The 12,438-nt window shown below is 25.3% G+C and carries 11 protein-coding genes; 8 read left to right on the forward strand and 3 right to left on the reverse strand.

From position 1 onward, the window contains the following. The first annotated feature begins 31 nt into the window (after window positions 1-31). A complete protein-coding gene (locus tag JYG23_RS11025; RefSeq protein WP_207235723.1) occupies window positions 32-892 on the forward strand; it encodes a polysaccharide deacetylase family protein in 861 nt (286 codons plus the stop codon). 193 nt (window positions 893-1,085) lie between these two features. Here JYG23_RS11025 and JYG23_RS11030 read toward each other — a convergent pair whose 3' ends face one another. From JYG23_RS11030 to JYG23_RS11040, 3 genes are all read right to left on the reverse strand, one after another. Further along, a complete protein-coding gene (locus tag JYG23_RS11030; protein WP_207235724.1) occupies window positions 1,086-1,625 on the reverse strand; it encodes a GNAT family N-acetyltransferase in 540 nt (179 codons plus the stop codon). A 67-nt stretch (window positions 1,626-1,692) separates the two neighbouring features. Further along, window positions 1,693-2,319 carry a response regulator transcription factor gene (locus JYG23_RS11035; RefSeq protein ID WP_207235725.1) on the reverse strand — a complete coding sequence of 209 codons (627 nt, stop codon included), beginning with the start codon at window positions 2,317-2,319 and terminating at the stop codon, window positions 1,693-1,695. Then, window positions 2,297-3,388, reverse strand: coding sequence for a sensor histidine kinase (locus JYG23_RS11040; RefSeq protein WP_242631564.1), 1,092 nt, complete (start codon window positions 3,386-3,388; stop codon window positions 2,297-2,299). The genes JYG23_RS11035 and JYG23_RS11040 overlap by 23 nt, the downstream gene beginning before the upstream one ends. A gap of 196 nt (window positions 3,389-3,584) precedes the next feature. Here JYG23_RS11040 and JYG23_RS11045 point away from each other — a divergent pair, with 196 nt between their 5' ends. The 7 genes from JYG23_RS11045 to JYG23_RS11075 all read left to right on the forward strand — a co-directional run bounded on the left by JYG23_RS11045 (window position 3,585) and on the right by JYG23_RS11075 (window position 12,433). Further along, window positions 3,585-4,520, forward strand: a complete 936-nt coding sequence (locus JYG23_RS11045) for an ABC transporter ATP-binding protein (RefSeq protein WP_207235726.1) — start codon at window positions 3,585-3,587, stop codon at window positions 4,518-4,520. A 10-nt stretch (window positions 4,521-4,530) separates the two neighbouring features. Next, window positions 4,531-5,655, forward strand: coding sequence for an ABC transporter permease (locus JYG23_RS11050; protein ID WP_207235727.1), 1,125 nt, complete (start codon window positions 4,531-4,533; stop codon window positions 5,653-5,655). Continuing rightward, window positions 5,642-6,802, forward strand: a complete 1,161-nt coding sequence (locus JYG23_RS11055; protein WP_207235728.1) for an ABC transporter permease — start codon at window positions 5,642-5,644, stop codon at window positions 6,800-6,802. Before JYG23_RS11050 ends, JYG23_RS11055 begins: the two co-directional genes overlap by 14 nt. A 144-nt stretch (window positions 6,803-6,946) precedes the next feature. Continuing rightward, a complete protein-coding gene (locus JYG23_RS11060) occupies window positions 6,947-7,564 on the forward strand; it encodes a nucleoside recognition domain-containing protein (protein WP_207235729.1) in 618 nt (205 codons plus the stop codon). Then, window positions 7,564-8,097 carry a spore maturation protein gene (locus JYG23_RS11065; RefSeq protein WP_207235730.1) on the forward strand — a complete coding sequence of 178 codons (534 nt, stop codon included), beginning with the start codon at window positions 7,564-7,566 and terminating at the stop codon, window positions 8,095-8,097. Before JYG23_RS11060 ends, JYG23_RS11065 begins: the two co-directional genes overlap by 1 nt. 113 nt (window positions 8,098-8,210) lie before the next feature. After that, window positions 8,211-10,295, forward strand: a complete 2,085-nt coding sequence (locus tag JYG23_RS11070; RefSeq protein ID WP_207235731.1) for a sensor domain-containing diguanylate cyclase — start codon at window positions 8,211-8,213, stop codon at window positions 10,293-10,295. Window positions 10,296-10,348: 53 nt separating this feature from the next. Further along, the gene (locus JYG23_RS11075) at window positions 10,349-12,433 is read left to right on the forward strand and encodes a sensor domain-containing diguanylate cyclase (RefSeq protein ID WP_207235732.1); all 2,085 of its coding nucleotides are present in this window, start codon (window positions 10,349-10,351) and stop codon (window positions 12,431-12,433) included. Window positions 12,434-12,438: the final 5 nt, after the last annotated feature.

Genomic DNA, 12,438 nt, shown 5'->3' on the forward strand with positions numbered 1-12,438 from the left:
GCATACTATTATATAGTTAGGGGGAATAGTTTTGAAGATTAAAAGACAGTTTACATATAAGAGCTTTGTAAATTTAGTTTTAATATTTGTAATTATAGCACTATATTTTAATTTTTCATTATATCAAACTGCTGAAGTTAGAACAAATTCAGCAATAAAGCTTCCTATTGTTATGTATCATCACTTTTTAAAAGATTCAAAAGCTTGGGGAAAATATGTTATTTCTCCAGACGAATTTGAAATGGATTTAGTATATATAAAAAAAAAGGGTTATACAACTGTTGATATGCAAGATTTAATAAATTATGTTTATAACGACATACCATTACCTGAAAAGCCAATAATGTTAACATTTGATGATGGATATTTAAGTCAAGTAGAATATATATTACCAATATTAAAAAAATATAATTGTAAAGCTATAATTTCAATTGTTGGAATATATACAGATACATTTACAGAAAGTAAGGACACTTGTTTGTCATATGCATATCTTAGTTGGGGAAGGATAAAAGATTTAGTAAAATCAGATTATATAGAAATACAAAATCACTCATACGATTTGCACAAGATAGGAAAAAGAAAAGGTGTTGGAAAAAAATTTGGGGAAACATATGAAAAATACAAACAGGCACTCAATAATGATATACTATACATGCAAAATTTAATAGAAAAAAATGTAGGATACAGACCAACAACATTTACATATCCATTTGGCGAAATGAGTGATGAATCAGAAACAATACTAAAAGATATAGGGTTTTTAGCAACATTGAGTTGTGCAGAGGGTGTAAATTATATAACAAAAAATAAAGAGGATTTATATAAACTAAAAAGGTGTAATAGACCATATAAAATCAATAGAGAAAAGTTTTTCGATAGGTTTGACTAAATAAAAAAGATTATTATTAATCAATCTTTCAAAGCAAAGATAAAGTCGGTGTTAAAACACTGGCTCTATCTTAAAATCATAAATTTATTTAGGTTTACTGAAATCACTTGTTCTTACATATTCATATTTGTATAAAACCAGCTTTTCTGTTGTTTATTTGATAATATGGTGTATTGAACATCAACAATATAAATTACTTAATTTTTTTCCAGTTAATTTTTGAAATAGACATTTCATATAAATTCCAATAACCTTCTGATGCCTTTCTTGCATTCTCTAAAAATTTTTCTTTTATAAATCCTACATTTTCATAACATTTAATTGCACCATGATTAAAATCAAATACTCCAAGTGTTATTTTTTTAAATTCTAAATCTTCAAATCCAATTCTTAATACTTCTTTTAATACCTGAGTTCCAATACCTTTGCCTCTACAATTATCTTCTCCAATTAAAAATCTACACACCTTACCTACTTTATTACTTTTATCTATTTCACGAAGTTCAATAGTTCCAATAAATCCATTTTTATCAACTAACTGTATTTTGAAAACATTTATATTGAAACCTTCTTTTTTAATAGTGTTAAAATAATAATCATTAACCTGTTCAAGTGTTAAAGGAGAAGTATAGATAGGTCCAGCCCATTGTAATAAATAATCATCAGATTTATTTTTGTTCCATTCTACAATTTTTTTCAAATCTTCTTTTTCTATATGTTCAAGTTTTATCATTTTAAAATATCTCCTAATAATGTATAATTCTTTTTCTATATCAATAGTAATCTTTAATTATTTGTAATTAATTTAATAAGTTATTGTAATAAAATATAGCTAATTGGGTTCTATCTCTTAGCGTTAATTTATCTAAAATAGTGCTAATATAATTTCTTACTGTGCCTTCACTTAAAAAAAGTTCTTTTGAGATTTCTTTATTAGACAATCCTTTTGCAACAAGGTTAATAATATCATTTTCTTTTTCACACAATCCAAATTCAGTATAACTTTTTTTATTACTTTTATCTAGCATATTTGGTAATTTAGAGACAATTTCATTTCCAAAAACATTTTGACCATTATAAATAGCAGAAAGAGAAGGAATAATACTCTCAAAATGTTGTTTAAGGATATAACCTTTAGCTCCTATTTTCAAAGCGTTAATTATATACTCATCATCTGAAAAGGTAGTAAGGAATAAGATTTTTGCATTACAATCAAAATTTATTATTTCAGCGGCTGCTTCAATACCGGTCATACCGTTCATTTGTATATCCATTAAAAGAATATCAGGTTTATATATTTTATATAATTTAATTGCTTCTAATCCGCTATTTCCAACACCAAGAACAGATATATTACTGTTAGATTCTATGATTGTTTTTAGTGATGTAGATACAAGTATATCATCATCGACAATTACTATTTTCATTTAAATCCTCCTTATTAAAAGAAATAAAAATTTTAAAACCGTTAGTAGTAGAAATATTTATAATTCCATTTAAAGATAAAACTCGTTGTTTGATACCTTCAATACCCATTCCTGTAGTATATGTTATATTTGTGTTGATAGATCCATTATCAAATATAATTACCTGTAAAATCTTAGGATGTTCATATAAATTTATTGTAACTTGTGTGGCATTGGAGTGTTTTATGACATTGTTTAATGCTTCTTTTACAATTGATATAATTGCATACTTAGCTTTTATACATATGATAGATCTAATCTCATAATTGAAATTAATACTACAGTAATTAAAGCTATCAACTATTTCTTTAAGTTGCATATATAAATTTATTGAAGTATCTCTTAAACCGTGGACACTATTTCTTATCGACGTCATGCCGGTATCAAGTGTGTTTTTCACGATTTCTAAATTATTTTTTGTTGATTCATCCTTAGTGGTTAACATAATAGCTCCAATCTGTAATATAGAGCTTGTTAGCAAGTGACCAACATTGTCATGTATTTCTCTTGCAATTCTATTTCTTTCATTTAGAGTTGCTAAATTAACCTCTTCATCTTGTCTATCTTTTAATTCATTTAATTTTGATTTTAAACTAATGTTAAGTTCAACAAGTGTATCACGTTGTGTTAAATATAAAGTTTTATTTCTAACATATTGATTAGATTTGTATTTCATTAATATTGTAATTGGTACAGTAATAAAAATAATAATTAATGTGTTAAATGTAAAGAGTTCATAGTGTATTATAATAGGGACTATGCCAAAGAAAGCTAAATAATAAAACTTTGTAAAAAGCACGTCATAAAGCATAAGTGGCAAAAAATATATAAAATTAGGAAACTTAATACATAGTGAAATATATGCAATTGTAACAATATTACTAAATTTATTATTATTATAGTATTCTTCTATTAGGCTTATTGCAATAGCTATATTTATATATAATATGGCAGCATCTGTTGCTTTATTATTTAAAACAAGTATAACTAATATAAACATAACTAATAATCTGTTAAAAAGATTTGTCAAATAAATTCCCCCCAGGACAAAATTATATATAGCTATATTTTATAATAAATATATATTATTAGCAAATACATTAGATAATAATATAGATAATAATATAAAATATTACATTTGTCATATATACAAATTACATTTAACACTTATCAAATTAAATAAAAAGCAATACAATATATTCATAGAGAATAAGGAGGATTCAAAAATGCCTATAGTAGAAATAGAAAATTTAGTTAAAAGATATAAAGAAGTAACAGCACTAGATCACTTAAGTTTAAATATAGATGAAGGCGAGATATTTGGATTACTTGGTCCAAATGGCTCAGGAAAAACAACAGTTATAAATTGTATACTTTCATTATTGCAATACGATAAAGGCAATATTAAGGTATTTGGCAAGGAAATGACGCCGTCTTCGTATGATATAAAAAAAGATATTGGAGTTGTAATGCAAAATGTTGCTGTATACAATGAACTAACAGTATATGAGAATATTGATTATTTTTGTAGTTTATATGTAAAAGATAAAAACAATAGAAAGCAGTTAGTAGAAGAAGCAATTGATTTTGTAGAGTTAGGAGAATTCAGAAAATTCGTTCCTAAAAAATTAAGTGGTGGATTGTTAAGAAGATTAAATATAGCATGTGGTATAGCACATAAACCTAAGCTAATTATTTTAGACGAGCCTACAGTCGCAGTAGATCCACAAAGTAGGAACAACATACTTGAGGGCATAAAAAGATTAAATAAAGATGGAGCAACAGTCATATACACTTCACATTATATGGAGGAAGTAGAGCAAATATGTTCAAAAATTGCTATACTAGATAATGGAAAGGTAATAGCTAGTGGAACAAAGGAAGATTTAAAGTCAATAATATCACTTGGTGAAAAAGTAATTGTTGAAGCTTATGATTTAAAACAAGAACAATTACAACAAATAAAATTATTACCATATATATTAAATATAGAATACGAGCATAATACTTTAACTGTTTGTACAAAAAGCGGAAAAAGTAATTTGTCAAATGTTATTGATATTATAAATCAAAATAATATTGCGTATGGTAAAATATATTCAGAATTACCTACATTAAATGATGTTTTCCTTGAAATAACAGGCAAACAGTTAAGGGATTAGAGGTGAAAAAATGTTTTTTAACATATTTAAATACAATTTTAAATGTTTGATTAAAGACAAAACAACTGTGTTTTGGCTTCTTATATACCCAATTTTATTGTTCACATTTTTTAATTTAGCATTTGCTAATTTATTAGATGGAGAAAGCTTTAATACTATAGATATAGCGGTAGTACAAGAGGAAAACAATGCCCAAACCACAAATAATTTTATTACTGCTTTAGATGATTCCAATATGTTTAGTTATTCAATAACTACAATGGATAAAGCTGAAGAATTACTTGACAATGGTAAAATCACAGCTATTGTTAATTGTAAAAATGATATTGAGTTAATAGTGAATCAATCTGGTATGAATGAAACAATAACAAAAACTTTTATGGATACATTTAAGCAAATGACACAAACATATAAAACAATAATAATAAGCAATCCAAGTGCATTGGAAAACAACTTATTTGACAAAGCAAATATTAGCAATTCTTATGTTAAAAATGTTCAAATAAATAAAAACACAAATGTTATGGTCATTTTTTTCTATGCTGCTTTGGCAATGACTTGTCTGCTTAGTAGTACTATAGGTAGTGATGCAGTTACAAGAGTTCAAGCTAATCAATCTATGGTTGCAGCAAGAATTAATATAGCTCCTACTCATAAGCTTAAATCATTTATGGCAATGATACTTTCTGCAATGACATTTCATTTAATAATAGTGTTTATCGCATTATTTTACGTTATACAAATACTAGGTGTTAATTTTGGAAGCAATATATATTTAGTACTTTTATTATGTGTGGTAAGTAGTTTCACAGGTATAACATTTGGTGCATTTATTAGTGCGGTTATAGTTAAAAAGGAAGGATTGAAATTAATTATTAACTTAGTTATGTGTATTTTTGGTGGATTTTTATCTGGTATGATGGATGTTAATATTAAATATATAATACAAACAAAAGCACCAATTGTAGCTTATATTAATCCAGCAAGTCTAATAACTGATGGGTTTTATGCTCTTTATTACTATGATACACTAGATAAATATTTTTTAAATATAGAAATATTGTTATTATTAGGAGCTGTTTTTAGCTTCCTGACATATTTAATTTTAAGGAGGCAAAAATATGCAAGTATTTAAAGCATACTTCAAAATATTATTTAAAGAGTTAATTATACCTATATCTATATATATTGTAATATTTGCAGCTATATCACTTATGGCTACACATTCAAATCAAGGTATAGAAGATGGCAATTTTAATTCAAAAAAATGTAAAGTTACAATAATAGACAATGATAATTCATATTTATCAAAACAACTAGCTGAATTTATATCTGATAATTCTATATTAGTAGAAATAGACAATTCAGATACTAGTAATATAAAAGATATGCTTTTTTATAGAAAAGTCGTATATGTTTGTACAATTCCAAAAAATTTCGAACAAAATTTATTGAACAATCAAAAATCAAATATAGAGACTATGAAATTGCCTGATTCAACTTCAGGGATACTTTTAGATACATTAGTAAATAAATATCTAAACAATGTTAATTTATATCTAAATAATACGGACCTTAATTTGGAAGAAGCTATAGAAAAAACAAAAAGTACAATGAAAATAAGTACAAATGTAAGTTTAAAGAATAAAGAAAAAAAAGATTTACCACAATATATATATTATTATAATTATTACGCATTTATTATTATAAGTTTATTGATATTAATCATTTCTCAATTATCAGTAGTATTTAATGATATTGAAATAAAAAGAAGAAATTATTGTTCTCCATTATCAATAACAAATTATACCTCACAATTGTTAATATCTCATGTAGTAATTACTATATGTGTATATATTGTATTTTTTATGTTTGCTGTATTCTTATATAAAGATAGTATATTTACTACAGCAGGTCAATTTGTTATATTAAATTCAATTATATTTACAGTAGTCAGTTTGTGTTTAAGTTTTATGATATCAAACTTTGCAACCAAAAACAGTGTATCAGCCATAAGCAATACTTTAGGTTTAGGATGTTCATTCTTAGGAGGAGTATTTGTGCCACAAAGTATGTTATCGGATACTGTTTTGAAAATAGCATCATTTAATCCAACGTATTGGTACGTTAAAGCAAATAATACATTAAGTAGTCTTTCAAATTTTAATGCTGAAACATTAAAACCAGTATATATGTCATTATTCATACAAATTTGCTTTGCAGTAGTATTTCTAGCAATATCTTTAGTAATTATCAAGCAAAAAAGAACATCTGAAAATTAAATAATAATCATAATTTTAAAAAAAGTACACATCCTCAAAAATGTGTGCTTCTTTATATACTAGGAGTATACATATTTATTAAAAGCTCATATCAATTAAAATAAAGCATATATAAATAATAATACAATAATTGGGGGAACAAAAATGATTAATTATATATGGTTTATACTTATTTTTTTAGGAATTTTAACTAGTATATTAACAGGTAATGTTGAGGCAGTTACTGATGCTACAATTGAAAGCGCAAAATTAGCAGTACATCTATCTATAGGACTAATTGGAGTAATGTGTTTATGGCTAGGTATAATGAAAATAGCAGAGAAATCAGGGTTAGTTGAAAAACTTAGCATATTGCTTATGCCATTGATGAAAAAGTTATTTCCAGACATACCAGAAAACCATCCAGCAATGGGAGCAATGGTTATGAATATTTCGGCAAATATATTAGGCATAGGTGATGCGGCTACTCCGCTTGGATTAAAGGCAATGCAAGATTTACAAACTTTAAATAAAACGAAGGATACAGCAACTGATTCTATGTGCACATTTCTTGCTATAAATACATCTTCTGTAACTCTAATACCAGCAACGGTTATAGCTTATCGTTCGGCTGCAGGGTCAATAAACCCGACACAAATTGTAGGCCCAACAATTATATCTACTATGATTGCGACGATTACTGCAATCATTGCTGTAAAAATGTTAAGTAAGCTTCCAATATATCATATTACAAAACCAGATATTATAAGGAGAAAACTATAATGTTTAATTTATTAAGTAATATTTCAAAATTTTCTATACCCATAGTAATTTTATTTATTACTTCTTATGGAATATTTAAAAAGGTTAAATTATATGAAGCTTTTACAGAAGGGGCTAAAGATGGAATAAAAACTGCTATTAGAGTAGTTCCACATTTAACAGGAATGTTGGTTGCTATAGGAATATTTAGAGCTTCAGGAGCAATGGATTATTTATGCATTATGATGTCGCCATTGACAAATCTAATCAACATGCCTGCAGAGGTTTTGCCCATGGCTCTTATGAGACCATTGTCCGGTGGTGGAGCAATGGGCATTATGAACAGCTTATTTCAAAAGTATGGACCAGACTCATTAATAGGCAATATTACTTCTATTATGGCGGGTTCAACAGATACAACATTTTATATATTAGCTGTTTATTTTGGTTCTATAAATATAAAAAATAGTAGGCATGCTCTTCCATCAGGTTTATTAGCTGATGCTGGGGGAATATTAGCTGCAACTTTTATAGCTAACTTACTATTTAGTTAATAAAATTTCTAAAAAAACGTTTTCACATAACCATTTTGACATATTTTATTACTAATGTTATAATAAACTTAGTATAGATAAAATTAATGAAAAGTGTAATAGGGGTATAGCATATGAATAGATATTCAATATATGCGCAGGATTTAAATAATTTAATAGAAAATCAAAATAACATATCATTCTTCTGTAACATAATAAAAGGCAATATTAGAAATAATGTTCAATATTGCAATGAAATTATTGATTATATAAGTAATTTTTGTATTGAAAATAATTTGGAAGATGCTAGAGGATATATGTTATATTATAGCACAAGTGTGTTTTTTCAAATAGCTGATTTTACTAAGGCATTAGAATTATGCAATGAAGCTAAGGTTATATTTGAAAAAAATGACAATAAGGAAGGCTTGGCACTTAGTTATAATGGATTGTCTATAATTTACAGTGTAAAGGGTTACGAGGAACTTTCAAATGAGTATAGTTTAAAAGGAATATCGATAGCAAAACAAATAGATAATAAAGAAATATTATATAAAATACTAATGAATGTTGCAAGTTATAATGTTAGAAAAAATGATATAGATAATGCAATTGAAATTTTGAATTATGTAGAATTAAATTTTGATAAAACAGAAAAATATTTAGATATAATTATGCAAAACATTACTTTTGCACAAATCAAAATAGAACAAGGCAAAATTGAAGAAGCAAAAAAATATTTAAATGAGGCTATAATTTTAGATACTAATAAAGGCATAAGTAGAATAACATCAGAACTATATAAATTATTAGCTATATGTAGTTATAAAAATAATAAAAAAGATGCTGAAAAATATTTTTTATATTCTTTAAATTTAGCAAATAAAAATGATGATATATATGAAAAATGTGAAATACTTCTTGAATTTGGTAAATATAAATTTAAACAATTAGACAACGAAGGTGCAATAAATGACTTAAAAAAGTCTTTGGATATTGCAATGAAATATGAATTTATAAAAATAGTTAAAAAAACTAGTAATATGTTATATAAATATTATAAAAAAATAGAGGATTATGAAAGTTCTTTAGAATATTTGGAAATTTATATAAAAGGAAACAAAAAACAAAGCATATTATCTTCAAATGAAATATCAAATAAGAGTAATCAATTTTTGTCAATAGATAAAAAAATATCTAACATTTTATATAGAAATGCAGAAATTTTATTTACAATAGGACAAGAAATTATATCTAAAAAGGAAATAAATAATATTATTTCAACATTGGATATGAATATTAGTCGTATTGTAGACAAGGACTATTTAGTAATTTCATTTTATGATGAAGAGTCTAATAAAATTAAAATTGCAAGTATAATATCAAATAACATAGTAGTAAAAGATGAAGTTATGATAGAAGATAAAAACTCATTTTCAGCTTATTGTATAAAAAATAAAAAATGTATACTTATAAATGATTTCCAAGCTGAGTATAAAAAATATGTTAAAAAAATTAGAATAATGAATACAAATCCAACAACAAAGGCTGAATCGAGTATTTATATACCACTAATAGTAAATTATAAGGCTATAGGTACAATGTCTGTACAAAGTGTGAAAAAACATCAATATAGTACAGATGATTTAGCCGTATTAAAAATCATTGCAAACTATGTTGCAATAGCATGTAAAAATGCAATAGAGTTTAAAAAAATGGAACAAATAGCTGTATATGATAGTTTAACAGGGTTTTTAACAAGAAGAGAAATTTTAAAAGAAGGAAATAATATAAAATACAATTATGACAAAACAAAAGATAGTTTTTGTATTTTAATGTTTGATATAGATAATTTTAAATCAGTTAATAATACATATGGGCATGTTGCAGGTGACCAGGTATTAAGGATGCTTACACAAACAATTAGTAGTTATATAAGAGAAAGTGATTATATAGGAAGATATGGCGGAGATGAGTTTTTGCTATTATGTCCTAATGCAACAAAAGAAAATATTATAATGACGGCTGAAAGAATAAGAAAAGTAGTAGAGAATACGGATTATTTGATAGACGATAGGAAAGTGGTAAAAATAACATTAAGTATTGGACTTTACGAATTTAACAAAGCTTCAGAAACATTCATAGACGGTGTAGAGCACGCGGATAAGGTTTTATATAGTATAAAAAACACTACAAAAAATGCAGTTGTTTGCTGTTAATTATGAAAAAAGTAATTTTAAATAATAAGAAAGTAAAAAAGTAGGTATATGTTATGTATGATTTTACAGAATATGATAAAGAGTTAGAATTACTATTAATAAACGAAAATAATATAGAAAAAATTAAAGAAATATTATTAAACTACAAATCAGATGATTTAGTTGGTTGTCGTAAAATTATAGATCATAGTATTGAATTCTGTAAAAAGAATAACCTAAACAATCAAATAGCTTGGTTTTATTATTGTCTGGGATGGAACTACCTTGATTTTCAGAACATACAAGAAGCATTAAATGTATTTTATGAAGCAAAGGAAATGTTTGAAAAATATGATAACTTAGAGGGTATGGCTTATGCCTATAATGGCTTATCATCTATGTATAGTCAGCTTGGTCAGTACGATGTATCAAGTGAAGTTAGAATTAGAGGTATAGTGCTTGCTGTACAAGGTAATTATGCTGATATTCTAAATAAACTTTTAATAAACTTTAGTATAGAATTAATTAGCAATAATGAATATTCTAAAGCAAAAGAAATTATAGAATACATAGATGCAGAATATAAATATTCCCAAAAAAATATATTGAACCAATTTTTTTATAAAAATACTTTAGCACAAATTGAAATAAATATTGGTAATGCAAATCTTGCATTAAAATATCTATTCGAACTAAATGATATTATAAATGTAAAAGAAGCACAAAGATACAAGTGCGAACTAAATCAATCATTTGGCATGGCATATTTTAAACTAAAAGATTATAAAAAAGCAGAACAATATTTTAAATTATCCTATGATCAAGCCTTAAGCAATAGTTCATATTTCGAAGCATGCAATATTTTAGTTGAATGGCTAAAATTAAACAAGACTCTAAATGACAATAAATCATATATTAAAAATATTATGTTAATCTTGAGCTATGCTAAAGATAATAAATTATATATTTTTTTGAAAATGTCATATAAAAAGTTATATGACTATTACAAAGAAATAGGTGATTATAAAAAATCTTTATACTACTTAGAAATGTATGATGAAATAGAGAGTATATTAAATACTCCAAGCTATAACAAATTATTGGCTAAATTAAATATAGTTTTTTCCGATAAACAAATGAGTCTTGATAAACTAATGAAAGATAAAACAGAGCTTATTTCAGATATAGGACAAAAAATTATTTCAGTACTTGATATAGACAAAATCTATATTATTTTAAATGATAATATAGATAAAATAATTAACAGAGATTATTTTAATATTGCAGTATATAATTCAGTAGATAACGAAATTTTGTATTTAAGATTAGAAAACAATAAAATTGAATACATTAGATATAAAAATACCAACGATAACAACTCATTAACAGAATATTGTTTAAATCATAGAAAAACAATTTTAATAAATGATTTGAAAAAAGAGTATAAGGTGTATACAAAAAATATAAATATAGATATAGATGAATTGGGATTAACAAAACCGCTATCTATTATTTATGTACCTTTGCTAGTCGATAATATAGCAATAGGTGTAATGACAGTTCAAAGCATGAAGAAAAATGCATATGCTAATCATGATGTGAACATATTAAAGGTTATTGGAAACTATGCAGCCATTGCATTTAAAAATGCTATTGAATATAAAAGTATACAAGAAGAAGCGGTTTATGACAGTCTAACAGGATTTTTGACAAAAAGAGAAATACTAAAAGAAGGACAAATATTAATTGATAGATTTAAAAAATTAAAAGAAAGCTTCTGTGTATTCATGGTTGATATAGATAATTTCAGTAATATAAACAATACTTTTGGACATGTATCGGGAGATAATATCATAAAGAAAATATCTAAAACAATAAATTCTATAATAAGATCAACTGATTTAATTGGTAGGTATGGTGGAGATGAATTTTTACTGTTTTGCCCGGGTTTAAAAAAAGAAAAGGGTATTATATTAGCAGAAAGACTAAAGAGTGAAATTTATAGTACTGAATTCAAGACATTGAGCAATGAGTTAGTACAAGTTTCAGTTAGTATTGGTGTTTATGAATATAGTGAAGATAATATAAAAATTATGGAAGCAATAAACAATGCAGATATATCATTGTATAGAGAAAAAGAAAGTTTAAAAATAAGGTAATGCGT

The organism is Sedimentibacter sp. zth1, from assembly GCF_017352195.1.
Classification (GTDB): Bacteria; Bacillota; Clostridia; order Tissierellales; family Sedimentibacteraceae; genus UBA1535.